13 protein-coding genes and 2 pseudogenes are annotated in these 15,583 nt (G+C 63.8%); 9 read left to right on the top strand and 6 right to left on the bottom strand.

Annotated elements, in window-relative coordinates:
* Together VA602_RS13505 and VA602_RS13500 are read left to right on the top strand one after the other, a co-directional pair.
* Positions 1–1,207 (top strand): 8-oxoguanine deaminase (locus tag VA602_RS13505; protein ID WP_323453442.1); only part of this gene is annotated, 1,207 nt, incomplete at its 5' end.
* A gap of 94 nt (positions 1,208–1,301) precedes the next feature.
* Positions 1,302–2,249, top strand: a complete 948-nt coding sequence (locus VA602_RS13500; protein ID WP_065861691.1) for an adenosine deaminase — start codon at positions 1,302–1,304, stop codon at positions 2,247–2,249.
* Between the two features lie 32 nt (positions 2,250–2,281).
* Here VA602_RS13500 and VA602_RS13495 read toward each other — a convergent pair whose 3' ends face one another.
* On the bottom strand, positions 2,282–2,995 hold the full coding sequence (locus VA602_RS13495) for an ArsR/SmtB family transcription factor (protein WP_063546244.1): 714 nt from the start codon (positions 2,993–2,995) through the stop codon (positions 2,282–2,284).
* A 510-nt stretch (positions 2,996–3,505) separates the two neighbouring features.
* On the opposite strand from VA602_RS13495, the gene VA602_RS13490 reads away from it, so the two are divergent.
* Positions 3,506–3,703, top strand: a complete 198-nt coding sequence (locus VA602_RS13490; protein ID WP_081255318.1) for a hypothetical protein — start codon at positions 3,506–3,508, stop codon at positions 3,701–3,703.
* Here VA602_RS13490 and VA602_RS13485 read toward each other — a convergent pair.
* Positions 3,654–4,835, bottom strand: a complete 1,182-nt coding sequence (locus tag VA602_RS13485; protein WP_054895188.1) for a multidrug effflux MFS transporter — start codon at positions 4,833–4,835, stop codon at positions 3,654–3,656. The genes VA602_RS13490 and VA602_RS13485 overlap by 50 nt on opposite strands.
* Before the next feature lie 128 nt (positions 4,836–4,963).
* The gene (locus VA602_RS13480; RefSeq protein WP_323453441.1) at positions 4,964–5,161 is read right to left on the bottom strand and encodes a heavy-metal-associated domain-containing protein; all 198 of its coding nucleotides are present in this window, start codon (positions 5,159–5,161) and stop codon (positions 4,964–4,966) included.
* Between the two features lie 147 nt (positions 5,162–5,308).
* On the opposite strand from VA602_RS13480, the gene VA602_RS13475 reads away from it, so the two are divergent.
* From VA602_RS13475 to VA602_RS26785, 5 genes and pseudogenes are all read left to right on the top strand, one after another.
* Positions 5,309–5,695: a hypothetical protein gene (locus VA602_RS13475; protein WP_054895190.1), complete on the top strand. Its 387-nt coding sequence runs from the start codon at positions 5,309–5,311 to the stop codon at positions 5,693–5,695.
* A 53-nt stretch (positions 5,696–5,748) separates the two neighbouring features.
* Positions 5,749–8,151 carry a heavy metal translocating P-type ATPase gene (locus VA602_RS13470; RefSeq protein WP_323453440.1) on the top strand — a complete coding sequence of 801 codons (2,403 nt, stop codon included), beginning with the start codon at positions 5,749–5,751 and terminating at the stop codon, positions 8,149–8,151.
* Positions 8,148–8,552 carry a Cu(I)-responsive transcriptional regulator gene (gene cueR / locus VA602_RS13465; protein ID WP_054895192.1) on the top strand — a complete coding sequence of 135 codons (405 nt, stop codon included), beginning with the start codon at positions 8,148–8,150 and terminating at the stop codon, positions 8,550–8,552. Before VA602_RS13470 ends, cueR begins: the two co-directional genes overlap by 4 nt.
* Positions 8,553–8,742: 190 nt before the next feature.
* Positions 8,743–9,831 (top strand): annotated as a pseudogene (locus VA602_RS26790) (HAMP domain-containing protein); the annotation flags it as partial.
* Between the two features lie 90 nt (positions 9,832–9,921).
* On the top strand, positions 9,922–10,689 hold the full coding sequence (locus VA602_RS26785; protein ID WP_370671049.1) for a methyl-accepting chemotaxis protein: 768 nt from the start codon (positions 9,922–9,924) through the stop codon (positions 10,687–10,689).
* Positions 10,690–10,732: 43 nt separating this feature from the next.
* On the opposite strand, the gene VA602_RS13455 is transcribed toward VA602_RS26785, so the two are convergent.
* From VA602_RS13455 to VA602_RS13445, 3 genes are all read right to left on the bottom strand, one after another.
* Positions 10,733–12,868, bottom strand: a complete 2,136-nt coding sequence (locus tag VA602_RS13455) for an autotransporter outer membrane beta-barrel domain-containing protein (protein ID WP_323453438.1) — start codon at positions 12,866–12,868, stop codon at positions 10,733–10,735.
* Between the two features lie 150 nt (positions 12,869–13,018).
* Positions 13,019–13,807: an AraC family transcriptional regulator gene (locus VA602_RS13450; protein ID WP_153774057.1), complete on the bottom strand. Its 789-nt coding sequence runs from the start codon at positions 13,805–13,807 to the stop codon at positions 13,019–13,021.
* Between the two features lie 39 nt (positions 13,808–13,846).
* Positions 13,847–15,124, bottom strand: coding sequence for an acetyl-CoA C-acetyltransferase (locus tag VA602_RS13445; protein ID WP_323453437.1), 1,278 nt, complete (start codon positions 15,122–15,124; stop codon positions 13,847–13,849).
* A 162-nt stretch (positions 15,125–15,286) separates the two neighbouring features.
* On the opposite strand from VA602_RS13445, the pseudogene VA602_RS13440 reads away from it, so the two are divergent.
* Positions 15,287–15,583, top strand: a pseudogene (locus tag VA602_RS13440) (3-oxoacyl-ACP reductase); the annotation flags it as partial.

Here is a 15,583-nt window from a genome sequence, read left to right as displayed (position 1 = left end):
GTTCGATGCCCGTGAGCACGTTGTGCTACCTGGTCTGATCAACACTCACCACCACTTCTACCAGACCCTCACCCGCGCATGGGCTCCTGTGGTCAACCAACCACTGTTTCCCTGGCTCAAGACCCTCTACCCGGTGTGGGCACGGCTAACCCCGGCCAAACTGGCGCTCGCCAGCGAGGTTGCACTGGCCGAGCTGCTGCTGTCGGGTTGCACCACCGCCGCCGATCACCATTACCTGTTCCCGGAAGGTCTGGACCACGCCATCGACGTACAGGTAGAGGTCGTACGCAAGCTCGGCATGCGCGCCATGCTGACCCGCGGCTCGATGAGCCTGGGTGAAGCGGACGGCGGCTTGCCCCCGCAGCAGACAGTGCAACAAGGCGAAGTGATCCTGGCCGACAGTCAGCGACTTATCCACAGTTATCATGAGCGTGGCGAAGGCGCGCGCATCCAGATAGCCTTGGCGCCCTGCTCACCCTTCTCGGTCACGCCAGAGATCATGCGCGCCAGCGCCAGCCTGGCCGAAGAGCTGGACGTGCGCCTGCATACCCACCTGGCCGAAACACTCGATGAGGAAGACTTCTGCCTGCAGCGCTTCGGCCTGCGCACCGTGGACTATCTGGACAGTGTCGGCTGGCTCGGGCCACGCACCTGGCTGGCCCATGGTATCCATTTCAACCCCGACGAAATCACGCGCCTGGGCGCTGCCGGTACCGGCATCTGCCATTGCCCGAGCTCGAACATGCGCCTGGCCTCGGGAATCTGCCCGACCATCGAGCTCGAAGCGGCCGGGGCCGCAGTCGGCCTGGGTGTAGACGGCTCGGCGTCCAACGATGCCTCGAACATGATCCTCGAAGCGCGCCAGGCCCTCTACCTGCAACGCCTGCGCTACGGCGCCGAGCAGATCACGCCCGAGCGCGCGCTGGGCTGGGCAACCCGTGGCTCGGCGCAACTGCTGGGCCGCAGCGACATTGGGGAGCTGGCGGTGGGCAAGCAGGCGGATCTGGCGTTGTTCAAGCTCGACGAACTGCGTTTCTCCGGAAGCCACGATCCGCTGTCGGCGCTGCTGCTGTGCGCGGCGGACCGGGCTGACCGAGTCATGGTCGGCGGCCACTGGCGCGTGATCGATGGCCAGATCGAAGGGCTCGATGTCCAGGGCCTGATCGCCGACCATCGTCAGGCGGCAGCCGCCCTGATTGCCGGTTGAAGCAGAGCGGGGCTGCCGGGCAGCCCCGCCCTACCGAATAGCGCATAGCCCTGTAGAATGTCGGCCAACCGTACCTGATTCGAGATCACACCCTATGTATGACTGGCTCAATGCCTTGCCCAAGGCCGAACTGCATATGCACCTGGAAGGTTCGCTGGAGCCGGAACTGCTGTTCGCCCTGGCCGAACGCAACAAGGTCGCCCTGCCCTGGGCCGACGTGGAGACGCTGCGCAGCGCCTACGCGTTCAACAACCTGCAGGAGTTTCTCGACCTCTACTACCAGGGCGCTGATGTACTGCGCACCGAGCAGGACTTCTACGACCTGACCTGGGCCTACCTGCAACGCTGCAAGGCGCAGAACGTCATTCACACCGAACCGTTCTTCGACCCACAGACCCATACCGACAGGGGTATCCCCTTCGAGGTGGTGCTCGGCGGCATCAACCAGGCGCTCAAGGATGGTCGCGAGCAGTTGGGTATCAGCAGCGGCCTGATCCTGAGCTTCCTGCGTCACCTCAGCGAGGCGGAGGCCGAGAAGACCCTCGACCAGGCCCTGCCATTCCGCGATGCCTTCATTGCCGTGGGCCTGGACAGCTCGGAGAAAGGCCATCCACCAAGCAAGTTCCAGCGCGTCTTCGACCGAGCCCGCAACGAAGGCCTGGTCGCCGTTGCCCACGCCGGCGAGGAAGGGCCGCCCGAGTACATCTGGGAAGCCCTCGACCTGCTGAAAATCAAGCGCATCGACCACGGCGTGCGAGCTATCGAAGATGAGCGGCTGATGCAACGCATCATCGATGAACAGATTCCGCTGACCGTCTGCCCGCTGTCGAACACCAAGCTCTGCGTGTTCGATCATATGAGCCAGCACAACATCCTCGACATGCTCGAGCGTGGGGTCAAGGTCACGGTGAACTCCGACGATCCGGCCTACTTCGGCGGATATGTCACGGAAAACTTCCACGCCTTGTACCAGCATCTGGGCATGTCTCAAGAGCAGGCAAAGCGCCTGGCGCAGAACAGCCTGGATGCACGTCTGGTTTGAGTAACGAGCACAGCCGGCATTACAGGGGCACTTCAGCCCACCTGCAATGCCGGCACCCTCGCGATACGGTTGATCTCTTGAATACCCAGGGAAGAAATCTGCATCACGCGTGACCCCTCCTGCTCGCGTATCCAGCCAGACTGCATGAACAACCTGAGCATCGCTTGCCCGACACCACCGCCCAGGTGGGGGCCGTTGTCACTCCACTCGCTGCTGTGGCAGACCACACAGGCACCACGCTGGCGCGGCGCCAGCGCATCGATGTAGACGCCAATCGCGGCCAGTTGCACACGCCCTTCCAGGCTCACGGTAGGGTGCAGGTCATTGCCCTCCAACCAGCCGGCGGACACCATGCGCCGATACAGGTCTACCGCAATTTCGCCACCCAGGTGATCGCCACAACGTCGCGCCCTGCGCAACGAAAGCGGCACCTGCAACGGCCTGACCGATCCCTGGCATTCGCCACGACCGCCAAGCTGCACGCTGGCCAGTGCCTCGACCGCGGCGATCACCTCGGGGGTGGCCAGTCGAAAATAGCGCTTGCGCCCACGTGCCTCGAGGCGCAGCAGGCCGGCAGCCGACAACAAAGACAAGTGCGCGCAGGCCGATGACGGCGTAACGCCAATCATGAGTGCCAACTCGTCAGCGTGCCGAGAAGATCCATCGATCAGGGCCCAGAGCATGGCACTGCGCTTGGGCTCGGCCATCAGACCGGCGATCTGACTGATACTGCTGACTGCTTTCATACTCTATCAACTCCATTGCAAGGTCCGTTTTTTATCCAATGGCCATCATGGCAGTGGGAATGGCCAGAGGTTGCAGCAGATAGTGTGGGTTGCAGCCTGTCAGGCAGTGTGGGAAGCACCGCCTGGTGGGGAAACCGCTCCTGGGGGCAAGTATAAGCCGCCGAAAGCCCTGTACTAGTTGGGTTTGGCCAACGTTTCGCGACACAAGACCGAGGGTAGTAGCACCCTTCGCGAAATCGAAAAACGCCGGTAAATGACAAGCGCTATCAGCATCCCCTCTAACATCCCGGACCTGGCCAGATTCCTTGCCAGATAAAGGCCACAACAGAGGAACAATGCCGACAGTCGAGTTCCACAAGTAGGGCAAGAAAAAGCGAAGGTTCGCATCTTGGTTGAATCAGCCTTTCGTCCCTCGGGTGACCGTCAGTCAGGACGTCACCCCGGCATGTGGCGGGCAATAGGGACGGCGCTACACTGATTTCGCTCTCACCCCGACTGGAGGATGCCGCGATGAAGATTGTCGTCAGTACATCGAACCGCCACCCCAACTGCCCCTGGCAGGTACAGCTCGATCAACATGTGGTGAGTTTTCGCAGCGAGGCGGAGGCCCGGGCATTCGTCGCCGTTCTGGAGACACGCCTGAAGGCCCCTCACCCCCTCATGCAGCCTGCCTGGACTGGAGGCGTCGAGTCAGCATCGCGACATTGACTACCAGCACACCGCACAAGCTGATCACCAAGGCCATCGGCACTGCGCTGCCATCATGCAGAACCCCCACCAGCGCTGCCGCCCCTGCGGCGACGCTGAACTGCAGGCTGCCCATCAATGCCGATGCGCTGCCGGCCCTGGCCCCTTGCCCGTTCATGGCACAGGCCGAGGCGTTGGGAATGATGCAGCCCAGGCTGGCGATGCAAACGAACAGCGGCACCAGCAATGGCCACAACTGCGTCGGACGCAGCAGCGCCACCCCCAGCAGTACCAACCCGGCAGCCAGGTAGAGCCATACCGCTCGGGCCAGCAGGAAGGCAGGGCCGCGCTTGGCCAGCAGTCGGGCGTTGACCTGGGCGCAGAGGATGAAACCGGCAGCATTGGTGCCAAACAGCCAGCCGTAATGCTCGGCCGGTACACCATAGAGCTTGATGAACACGAACGGGGAACCGGCGATATAGGCGAACATGCCGGCGATGGCGATGCCGCCCGTCAGCGCATGCCCCAGGAACACACGATCGCCCAGCAGCCGCAGGTACTGACGCAAGGCACCCGACAGCGGCTGGCGGGGCACATGGGCTGGCAGGCTTTCCGGCAGCCCCAGGCTCACCGCCAGCAGGCAGGCGGCGCTGAACAGGCTGAGCACCAGGAAGATCGACTGCCAGCCAGACACATTGATCAGCACGCCACCGAGCATCGGCGCGAGAATCGGCGCGAGCCCCATCACCAGCATCAATTGCGAAAACGCTTTGGCTGCCCCCACCGCGTCACATTTGTCGACGACGATGGCACGCGACAACACCATGCCCGCACACCCACCCAATGCCTGGATGAACCGCGCCACCACAAGAGTGTCGAGGTCCGGGGCGTAGGCGCAGGCGAGCGACGCCAGGGTGAAAAGGCTGATACCGAACAACAGTGGCTTGCGTCGGCCGAAACGGTCGGCGATCGGGCCATAGGCCAGTTGGCCAAGCGACAAACCAAGGAAATAGGCAGCCAGGGTCGTCTGGACGTGCTGTTCATCGGTGCCGAAGGCCTGGGCCATGGCAGGGAACGCGGGGAGATAGAAGTCGATCGCCAACGGCGCGAAGGCCGAGAGAGCGCCGAGGATCAACAGGATGCGCAAGTTCATCGGGAATCCATAGCAGGCTAAGCAACGGACTAGTCTAACTGCACTGGGATCGGCCTGGTATGAAAAGCTTTGTAACAGTTACGCCCGAAAACGGTGATACCCGCAGCAGGTACCACCGTTCATCGCCGTCAGGCCGGCTCGACCTGATAACCCTCTTCACGGATCGCTTCCAGGATCTGCTGCACCCCGAGTTGGCTCTGCACCCGCACCTGTTTGGCGCCCAGGTCGACTTCCACCTGCGCCGTCGCATCCTGCTCCTGAACCGCACGGGTCACTGCCTTGACGCAATGACCGCAGCTCATGCCCTGCACATTGAAGACTTGCATTGGAACTACCTCCATCTGGGTTTTGCGGAGAGTTTCAAGCTTGCCATCATGGCAAGGTCAAGTTCTGCACAAAACGGCCGGGCTGGAAATCCGCGAGCGGCTCGGCCAAGCTGCGCTTTTGACGACTCGCCAACCAGGAGAAGTTTCATGATCAGGGCAGCATTGGGCCTCGTCGGGCTGCTGAGTGCCGTGGCCGTCGTGCCACCGGTCAGCGCCGAGGGCAATTCGGACTACAGCGTGCTGATCATTTCCCGGGAACGCCTGGAAGTGGCCACCAGCTGCGAAATCGGTGTGTATCTCAACGACCAGCTTTCCGGCCGTGTGTTCCAGGAACAATCGACCTCGTTCAACCTGCCGCCTGGACCGGTGGACGTGCGCCTGCGCCTGCTGCCCGGGCAGGTGCCCGGTTGTGCACCCGGCGTCGAAGACCAGCGCAGCACCCGCCTCAACCTGCAAGCGGGGCAGATCAACAAATACCGGATCGCCGTGGGCCAGAATGGATTGGAATTGAAGCGAGCCGGCCTAGGGTATTGACCTTACCAACATGGCAAGCTTGATGCTGCAGGCTCGATCACGGAGGAAAGCCCATGTCCGCATCAACTACCTTCGACCTGCCGATCAGCGGCATGACCTGCGCCAGTTGCGTCGGCCGCGTGGAGCGCGCGCTGCGTAAGGTCAACGGCGCCGAACAGGTCAGCGTCAACCTTGCCACCGAACAGGCCAGGGTCCAGGCTCCGGCCGAAAGCCTGCCGGACCTGCTCGAGGCCGTGCGCAAGGCCGGCTACAGCGTGCCGAGCCGCACCCTTGAACTTCAGGTGGGCGGCATGACCTGCGCCAGCTGTGTCGGCCGCGTCGAGCGCGCCCTGGGCAAGGTGTCCGGCGTCGAGCAGGTCAGCGTGAACCTGGCCAGCGAACGCGCCCACCTCAGGGTACTCGAGGGCGTCAGCGACGACGCCTTGATCGGCGCCGTGGAAAAGGCCGGCTACAGCGCCAGCCTGCCACGTACCGCCCAGGACGATCGCCATGACGCGCAGCGACGCCTGCGCAACGAACGCCTCGCGGTGATCGCCGCCCTGCTGCTGGCCCTGCCCCTGGTACTGCCAATGCTGGTGCAGCCGTTCGGCTTGCATTGGATGTTGCCGGCCTGGGCTCAGTTCGTACTGGCGACACCGGTGCAGTTCATCCTCGGCGCACGCTTCTACAAGGCCGCCTGGAAAGCCGTGCGTGCCGGCGCAGGCAACATGGACCTGCTGGTAGCGCTCGGCACCAGCGCTGGCTATGGCCTGAGCCTGTACGAATGGTCCCAGGCCCATGTGGGCATGGAGCCTCACCTCTACTTCGAAGCCTCGGCCGTGGTAATCGCCCTGGTGTTGCTGGGCAAATACCTGGAAAGCCGTGCCAAGCGCCAGACCGCCAGTGCCATTCGCGCCCTGGAAGCCCTGCGCCCCGAACGCGCATTGCGCGTGGTCGAAGGCCGAGAGGAAGACGTAGCGATCAGCCAGTTGCGCCTGGACGACCTGGTGCTGGTCAAGCCCGGCGAGCGCTTCCCGGTCGACGGCGAGGTAATCGAAGGCAGCAGTCACGCCGACGAAGCGCTGATCAGCGGCGAAAGCCTGCCAGTGCCCAAACAGCCCGGCGACAAGGTCACCGGCGGTTCGATCAACGGTGAAGGACGCCTGCTGGTGCGCACCCTGGCCCTGGGCACCGAAACCGTACTTGCGCGGATCATTCGCCTGGTCGAAGACGCCCAGGCCGCCAAGGCACCGATCCAGAAGCTGGTCGACCGGGTCAGCCAAGTGTTCGTCCCGGCAGTGCTGGTACTGGCTTTGATCACCCTGGTCGGCTGGTGGCTGGCCGGCGCACCGCTGGAAAGCGCACTGATCAACGCCGTGGCCGTACTGGTGATCGCCTGCCCTTGCGCTCTGGGCCTGGCCACACCAGCGGCGATCATGGCCGGCACCGGTGTGGCAGCCAGCCATGGCATCCTGATCAAGGACGCCGAAGCATTGGAGCGAGCCCATGCGGTCAATCGCGTGGTCTTCGACAAGACCGGCACCCTGACCTCCGGCAGCCCCCGCATCGTCCACAGCGAAGCCGCCGTCGGCGATGCACACGACCTGCTGCGCCTGGCCGGAGCCCTGCAACGCGGCAGCGAGCATCCGCTGGCCAAGGCCGTGCTGGATGCCGGCGCCGAGCACGCTCTGCAGATTCCCCTGGTGAGCGATAGCCAGTCGCTCACCGGGCGCGGTATCGCCGGTACGGTCGAAGGCCGGGTATTGGCCCTGGGCAACCGGCGCCTGCTCGACGAAAGCGGCCTCGAGCCCGGCGCCCTGCTCGATAAGGCCCAGGCCTGGGAAGCCGAAGGTCGCACTTTGTCGTGGTTGATCGAGCGCACACCGCATGCCCGCGTGCTCGGGTTGTTCGCCTTTGGTGACAGCCTCAAGCCCGGCGCCGAGCAGGCGATCGCGGCACTGCGCTCACAGGGCATCAGCAGTCACCTGTTGACCGGCGACAACCGCGGCAGCGCCAAAGTGGTCGCCGAGGCGCTGGGCATCGACGATGTGCACGCCGAAGTCTTGCCAGCCGACAAAGCGGCCACCGTCAACGCACTCAAGCAGAACGCCGTGGTGGCCATGGTCGGCGACGGCATCAACGATGCCCCGGCCCTGGCCGCCGCCGACATCGGCATCGCCATGGGAGGCGGCACGGACGTAGCAATGCAGGCCGCCGGCATCACCCTGATGCGCGGCGACCCTCGCCTGGTACCTGCGGCCCTGGAAATCAGCAACAAGACCTACGCCAAGATCCGTCAGAATCTGTTCTGGGCGTTCATCTACAACCTGATCGGTATCCCGCTTGCCGCCTTTGGCTTCCTCAACCCGGTTCTGGCTGGCGCGGCCATGGCGCTCTCCAGCGTCAGCGTGGTGAGCAACGCCCTGTGGCTCAAGACCTGGAAGCCCACCGGCATCGCCTCGAAGGAGACGCCATGAACATCGGCCAAGCCGCCCGGCGCAGCGGGCTCAGCGCCAAGATGATCCGCTACTACGAGTCCATCGGACTGCTCAAGCCGGCGCTGCGCAGCGACAGCGGCTATCGGCTGTACCAGCAGGAAGACCTGCACAGCCTGGCGTTCATCAAGCGCTCGCGCGACCTGGGATTTTCCCTGGAAGAAGTGTCCCGGCTGCTGACGCTCTGGCAAGACCGCCAGCGCGCCAGCGCCGACGTCAAGGCGCTGGCGACACAGCATATCGACGAACTGAACCGGCGGATCGAAGAGATGGTGAGCCTGCGCGATACCTTGAGCGAGCTGGTCGCCCACTGCCAGGGCGATGATCGCCCCGACTGCCCGATTCTCAGGGACCTGGCGAACGAAGGTGAATGCTGCCACTGAACGCTGCCGGGGGGTGCCTGACGGCCCGCGGCAGTATTTTGGTATGCCATATTAGCCAACCCTGGCCGAACCGACCTCAATATCAAATTTCATCCAATAAATACGGGTGTTTCACTCAGAAATTCCTGCGCCCTGCCGATGCCCTGTATACCAGTTTCATGCGTCGACAAGAAAAAATCCGGGAGCGTGGATGAACATCAAGCAAAAATTGACCTGGGCCTTCGCCGTCATTGCCGGCCTGCCCATCGTTCTGGTCGCCACCGTAGTGGTGCTGAACCTCCGTGAAGAAGCGCAGGACGACTTCCTGGATGGCAGCAGCCGGGAGATCCGCCAGGTCGGCAACGCGATGAACATCTTCTTCCAGGGCATTGCGCAGAACGTCGAGTACCTCGCCAGCCAGCCCTTGGTCACCGCCAGCGCCGACAACCTCAAGAAGTACATTGCCGCCGACGCCGCGCAGATTCCCCTGGGCGAGCAGGACAAGGCGCTGTACGACCAGTTCACCCGCCTGGCCCAGAGCCACCCCGACTACGCGTACGTGTCCTACGGCGTGAAAGACGGCGGCTATGCGTTCTGGCCGGGCGATCCGAAGATGGCCAGCTACGACCCACGCACCCGCCCCTGGTTCCAGGCCGCCATGGCCAGCCCCGGCAAGACCCTGCGCACCGCGCCCTACTACTGGGCCGGCGACGACGCCGTGCTGGTCAGCACCGTGCGCACCGTGGCCAACCAGCTCGGTAGCCCGGGCGGCGTGGTCAACATCGACGTCTCGCTCAAGGGGCTGACCGAGATCGTCAAGCAGATCAAGCTGGGTGACAGCGGCTACCTGATCCTGATGGAGAACAACGGCAATGTCATGGTCGACCCGCGTGACGCCAGCCACAACTTCAAGCAGCTGGAAAGCTTCGGCGGCGGCTACGCCGAGCTGGCCAAGGCCGGCAAGGGCCTGGCCGAAGTGACGCTCGACGGCGAGCGCTACATGGCCAACATCTACCCCGACGAGCGCCTGGGCTGGACTTTCATCGGCCTCATCCGCCAGGACGAGGTGATGCAGACCACCACCCGCCTGACCTGGCTGATCGGCACCCTCGCACTGGTGCTGGCGGCAGTCTTCGCCGTGGCTGGCGCTGCCTTCGCCAAGCTCATCGTACGGCCGATCAACAGCGTCACCAGCGGCCTGGAAGACATCGCCCAGGGCGAAGGCGACCTGACCCGTAATCTCGAAGTGCGAGGCAGCGACGAAACCGCGCAACTGGCCAACTGGTTCAACCAGTTCCTGGGGGCGATCCGCAGCCTGATCCAGCATATCGGCGGCGCGGCCAGCAAGATCCTCAGCACCTCGGCCAGCTCCACCCGGGTGTCCGGCGACATGGCCGAAGCCGCCGGCCGTCAGCGCGAGGCGGTGGACATGGTGTCCACTGCTTTCCATGAAATGGTCGCCACCGCCAACGAAGTGGCGCGCTCCTGCAGTCAGGCCGCGCAGTCGGCCGACAGCGGTCAGCAACAGGCACGCGAAGGGCAACAGCAGATAGATGCGGCCGTGCAGAGCGTCGACCGCCTGAGCCAGGAGATCGAGCAATCGGCGCAGTCGATCCAGCAACTGGAGCGCGACAGCAACGCGATCCAGTCGATCCTCGGCACCATCCGCTCGATCGCCGAGCAGACCAACCTGCTGGCCCTCAACGCCGCCATCGAAGCGGCCCGCGCCGGAGAGCAGGGCCGTGGCTTTGCCGTCGTAGCCGACGAAGTCCGCGCCCTGGCCAAGCGCACCGCCGACTCCACCGCCGAGATCGACGGGCTGCTGGGCAACCTCGCCAACCGTACCGCCGAGGTGGCCGAGCAGATGCATGCCAGCCTTGAGGTGTCGCAGCAGTCGGTCAACCGCATCGGCCTGGCGCGCGACAGCTTCGGGCAGATCCGCGAGTCGGTAGACATCATCCGTGACATGAACACCCAGATCGCCACCGCCGCCGAAGAGCAGCACCAGGTGGCCGAGGACATCAATCGGCATATCAGCCAGATTCACGGCGATGCGCAGTTGGTGGCCGAGCTTGCACAAGCGGCGCGGCAGGACTCCCAGAGCCTGGAAGGGTTGTCCAACGAGCTGGATGCGCTGGTGCGGCGGTTCAGGACCTGAAGTTCACGCGCCACACCGCAACCCTCGGTGTGGCGCGCCACACTCAGAACGAGTGGCTCAGGCCGAGGTTGATCCCATAACGCTGATCAACATTGCGCCCGCGGGCAGCCTCAACCTCCGTGCTGATTGTCCAGCCTGACAGCACCTCGGACGATACGCCCAATGCCATTTCGGTGCGCCCGCTGCTGAACCTGTTGTCGAGTTCATGACCGTTGAGGCTGACCCTGCGCGTGCCGCCCAGGTTGTCCATCACCGCGATGCGGCCATGGGTCGACAGTTCCAGACCATTGTTCAAGACGATGACGCGCCCCCCCTTGATACCGAGCGTCCCCATGTTCAGGTGTTGGTTAGATGACTCGACCTCAAGCCCATTACTCAAGCTGCTGCGCTGCCCCTGCACGATCGCGGCACTCAGTTGTACAAAAGGCTGCACATACCAACCTTGATCAAGGCTCAAGCGACGACCAGTCTCCAGCGTGAGCCCATACCCCCCCTGACGGCGATTGCCGGACACCTTGCGTCCATCGTGAGCCCGGGCATCGAGGGTGCCGTCAAACAGGTTGAGCTTGAGCGCAGCATCGGCGTAGTAACCGGAGTTGTCGCCCCAACCGGCATACAACGCGGAGAAGTAGCTGTTCAGTGTTGCAGATGAGCCGCGCTGCAGGCCAATCGCCGAATGACTGAGCCCCACTGCCGCACCGACCCGCCAAGTATCATCGAGCAAAGTATCAGCGCCCAGGGCAAAGCCACCAACGCGCTGGGTATAGCGGGTGCCGACTGCACTGTCGACATCAAAGCCGGTCGTGCCGGTATGCATCCACAACCCGGCTGAACCACCATTGGTCCGCAGTTTTTCGAGGCGTCCGACAACCCATCGGGACTCGACCTGCGACGCGGCTTCAAGCGAACTGTCGAACGCCATCGCCGTCTCACCGGCATTGCTCAGTCTCGCCTTGCCCCGCATGTCGACCTGTGGCCGCAAACTCCACTGGTCACCTTCGCGGACCAACTCGTGAGCAAAGGCCCCTGCATCGACCGGGCCGGATGCCAGATCGAACGTCGCATCACCACTGCCGATTCCGACCACCGGCCCCTGTGGCTCATGGCCAGAACTTGCCAGGTGCAAGGCAAAGCTGCCGCTGGCATGACTGTCTATCTGCAAGCGGCTATGGTCGAGCCAGAACGTACCTTCTCCTTGCAAGGTGTCGGCTCGCAGGCTACTGCCTGACTGCACGACCACCGAACCCTGGCGCAAGTCGAGAGTCCCGACCTGAGCGTCCGCTACCGTCTCCCACCTGGACTGCGCGCCAATCTGCAACTGCTGGACATTATGTAGCTGGCCTCGTAACTGCGCCGCATTGTCCAGGGTGATATCAGCACTGGCACCCTGCTCGACGCGGATGTCGCCTTCCAGGCGACTGTTGCTCACGTGAAGCGAGGCCTCGCCCCCCTCGATGACCTCAAGCAGCACGCCGTTGGCGCCTTTGAGTTGGCCTCCGTCGGCCACCCGGATGTCCACCTGTGCGTCACGAACCACTACCGCACTACCCTGCAGACCCTCGATCAGACTGGCTTGAACAACGACCTGATTGGACAGATCCTTTTGCCAGAACTCCGGTGTACCGACTTCCAGGCCGACGCCCCCCGACACCACGGTCCCTTCATGCAACGCAAGTGTTCCGCCCTTGAGTACAACACCTGCTCTGTCACCGTGGATGCGCGAACTGCGCGCGTGCAGATCAGCCGAGTCCAACTCCACCCCAGTGGTGGCACCGCGCACACTGCTGCCGCTCAAGATTGCCGTAGACGTCAAAGTGTCATCGCCCAGCGTTCCAAGGGCCATACCGATGGAGCCGGTGCTGACTACCGTGGCATTGGTCAGGTTGACCGCACCATCCACGATGCTGATTGCAGCCCTGTCGGTCGAACTCACCTTGGCTCCCTCGACGTTGACCTGACCGCCGTCGAATCCAGTGATACGCCCGGTCTCGGCGCCCGGGCGCACGTCAAGACGCGCTCCGCTGCCCAGGTGCCAATCCTCGACAGGGTCTCCAGGGGAGACCAGCGCAAACTCGCCAGGCCCCAAGTCCGCGGCATTGGCAGCCAGACTTGCGCCCAAAGTGAACGTCAGGGTTACCGCCAGCGGATGGCGCCGCAGTAAAATCAGTGATCCAGTCATGGAAATGCCTCTCAGGATATTGGCTCGAGAGGCGGACGTTACGTTGGAGCAAAAAGAAGATCGGTCAGACAGTTCCGTATGGATCGTGAGAAGCGAGTTGTTCGCATTGACCGTTCGAAATAACGTCGGATAAGACTGGGTCGGTCGTCGTTAGAAACGAAGCTCCCCAGGCGTCGCACCGAACAGTTGCTTGAACGCGGCGATATAGGCCGATGTCGAGTCATACCCGCAGCCCAGTGCTGCATCGGTCACGCTCTCCCCCGCCTCCAGCAATGCCAGTGATGACAACAGCCGCATGCGCTGGCGCCAGTTACGGAAGCTCAGCCCCGTTTCGCGCTGGAACAGGCGCATCAGGGTCTTCTCCGAGCAGCCCAACTGCAGTGCCCATTGCTGCAGGGTCTGCGCCTGGTCGGGCGCGGCGATCAACTGATTGCACAGCGCAAGCAACCCGGCATGACGCGGCAGCGGCAGCGAAAATCCCACCTGCGGCAACGCCTGCAACTGGTCGAGCAAGACGGCTACCAGGCGCGCCTCGGCGCTGTCGCCTTCGGGATACGACGCTGGCATCTGGCAGAACTGCTTGATCAGCTCCCGCGCCAGCGGAGTCACTTCGAGTACCCGGCATTCGTCGGCAGCCCAGGTACAGGCATCGCGACGCACATACAGACTGCGCATCTCGGCCTGCATCGAGGTCACCACTTCGTGTTCGAGACCGGCCGGGATCCACACCCCCCACTGCGGTGGCGCGAAGTAGCTGCCATCGCTGGTGTAGACCCCCAGCACACCGCTGATCGCATAGGAAAACTGCACCCAATCATGTCGGTGACGCGTGGTCCAGGAACCCGCGCCGAGGCTTTCGGCACGGGCGTAAAGTGGCCTGGGCAGTTGCTCGAGGTCGGGGATGGCGCGGGGGGCGGAAATCTGTCCGAGGGTCTGCATGGCACTGTTTATTGTCGTGGGTCCGACAAGGTTAACACCTCAACGCTCGACGATCGCAGTCACCCCCTGCCCGCTCGCCGCGCAGATCGAGATCAGCCCGCGCCCCTTGCCCGCCGTGGCCAGCAGCTTGGCCATGTTGGCCAGAATGCGCCCGCCGGTGGCGGCGAACGGGTGCCCTGCCGCAAGCGAGCTGCCCTTGACGTTGAGTTTGCTGCGATCGATCGAGCCTAGCGCGCCCTCCAGCCCCAGTGTCTCGCGACAGTACCGCTCGTCCTCCCAGGCCTTGAGCGTGCACAGCACCTGGGCCGCGAAGGCCTCGTGGATTTCGTAGTAGTCGAAGTCCTGCAGGCTCAGGCCATTGCGCGCCAGCAGCCGCGGCACGGCATGAACCGGCGCCATCAGCAGCCCCTCCTGGCCTTTGACGAAGTCCACCGCCGCGGTCTCGCCATCGACCAGATAGGCGAGTACGGGTAACCCGCGCGCCTCGGCCCAGGCCTCGCTGCCCAGCAACACCAGCGAGGCGCCATCGGTCAGCGGCGTGGAGTTGCCGGCGGTCAGGGTGCCTTGAGCGCCCTTGTCGAACACCGGTCCGAGCTTGGCCAACTGCTCAGGGGTGAGGTCCGGGCGCAGGTTATTGTCGCGGGTCAGGCCGAGGTAGGGCGTGAGCAGGTCGTCGTGCCAGCCTTCGGTGTAGGACGCAGCCAGATGGCGATGACTGAGCAGTGCCAGTTCGTCCTGTTCGGCACGGCCGATCTGCCAGGTCTGCGCCATGCGCTCGCAGTGCTCGCCCATCGACAGCCCAGTGCGTGGCTCGCCGTTGCGTGGAAACTCAGGTTTCAGGAAGCTCGGACGCACCTTCAGGAAGGGCTTCAGGCGCTCGCTCAACTGCTTGCCCCGGTTCGCCTGCAGCAAGACTCGGCGCAGCCCTTCATTGATGGCGATCGGCGCGTCCGAGGTGGTATCCACGCCGCCAGCAATGCCGCTGTCGATCTGCCCTAGGGCGATCTTGTTGGCCACCAGCAGCGCTGCCTCAAGGCCCGTGCCACAGGCTTGCTGGATATCGTAGGCAGGGGTGTGCGGCGACAGGCGTGAACCGAGCACACACTCGCGGGTCAGGTTCATGTCCCGCGAATGCTTGAGCACCGCCCCCGCCACCACCTCGCCCAGTCGCTGGCCATGCAGGCGGTAACGCTCCACCAGGCCTTCCAGGGTGGCAGTGAGCATCGCCTGGTTACTGGCAGTGGCGTAGGCGCCATTGGAGCGGGCGAAGGGGATACGGTTGCCCCCCAGGATCGCGACCCGTCGAGGTGAATGCATGCGCTGATTCCTCCTGAAACAATTTGATCCGATTGGATGACGGGCTCAAGGCCCGTCACTTCGGCTAGGTTGGCTACAGCCTAGGCGTTTTTGCCGCATTCGAACGACCTTGCCACAAACATGGTCCACACTTGCATGCTTGCCTTCAGGGAGACCCGCACCATGAGTGACCGCTATCTCGGCTTTGCCAACTCCAACCTCGGCCGCCGCCTGGTCGACGCCCTCGGCCTGCCGCGACCGGCGCCGCTGGAGCGCTGGCAGGCCGGACGCTTGCGCCCGATCGAAGGCGCGCTGGTGCTGGGCGGCGGGCCGCTGGTACGCAAGGTCGAAGCCATCGCCCCGGCACTCACCGACGAGTGCTACAGCTTTGCCGGCGAAGATCTCGAGGCTCCCGCCTGGGTCGCCGGGCTCGGCCCGAAACTCAAGGCAGTGGTGTTCGATGCCAGTCATCTGTCCGAC

The sequence above is a fragment of the Pseudomonas machongensis genome (assembly GCF_034961125.1).
Classification (GTDB): domain Bacteria; phylum Pseudomonadota; class Gammaproteobacteria; order Pseudomonadales; family Pseudomonadaceae; genus Aquipseudomonas; species Aquipseudomonas machongensis.
This window is presented reverse-complemented; position numbering and strand designations above follow the sequence as displayed.

What these genes read in the sequence shown, in the direction of transcription:
- VA602_RS13500 (WP_065861691.1), top strand. Translation starts at nt 1,302, where the DNA reads ATGTATGACTGGCTCAATGCCTTGCCCAAGGCCGAACTGCATATGCAC.
- VA602_RS13495 (WP_063546244.1), bottom strand. Translation starts at nt 2,995, where the DNA reads ATGAAAGCAGTCAGCAGTATCAGTCAGATCGCCGGTCTGATGGCCGAG.
- VA602_RS13490 (WP_081255318.1), top strand. Translation starts at nt 3,506, where the DNA reads ATGAAGATTGTCGTCAGTACATCGAACCGCCACCCCAACTGCCCCTGG.
- VA602_RS13485 (WP_054895188.1), bottom strand. Translation starts at nt 4,835, where the DNA reads ATGAACTTGCGCATCCTGTTGATCCTCGGCGCTCTCTCGGCCTTCGCG.
- VA602_RS13480 (WP_323453441.1), bottom strand. Translation starts at nt 5,161, where the DNA reads ATGCAAGTCTTCAATGTGCAGGGCATGAGCTGCGGTCATTGCGTCAAG.
- VA602_RS13475 (WP_054895190.1), top strand. Translation starts at nt 5,309, where the DNA reads ATGATCAGGGCAGCATTGGGCCTCGTCGGGCTGCTGAGTGCCGTGGCC.
- VA602_RS13470 (WP_323453440.1), top strand. Translation starts at nt 5,749, where the DNA reads ATGTCCGCATCAACTACCTTCGACCTGCCGATCAGCGGCATGACCTGC.
- cueR (WP_054895192.1), top strand. Translation starts at nt 8,148, where the DNA reads ATGAACATCGGCCAAGCCGCCCGGCGCAGCGGGCTCAGCGCCAAGATG.
- VA602_RS26785 (WP_370671049.1), top strand. Translation starts at nt 9,922, where the DNA reads ATGGCCGAAGCCGCCGGCCGTCAGCGCGAGGCGGTGGACATGGTGTCC.
- VA602_RS13455 (WP_323453438.1), bottom strand. Translation starts at nt 12,868, where the DNA reads ATGACTGGATCACTGATTTTACTGCGGCGCCATCCGCTGGCGGTAACC.
- VA602_RS13450 (WP_153774057.1), bottom strand. Translation starts at nt 13,807, where the DNA reads ATGCAGACCCTCGGACAGATTTCCGCCCCCCGCGCCATCCCCGACCTC.
- VA602_RS13445 (WP_323453437.1), bottom strand. Translation starts at nt 15,124, where the DNA reads ATGCATTCACCTCGACGGGTCGCGATCCTGGGGGGCAACCGTATCCCC.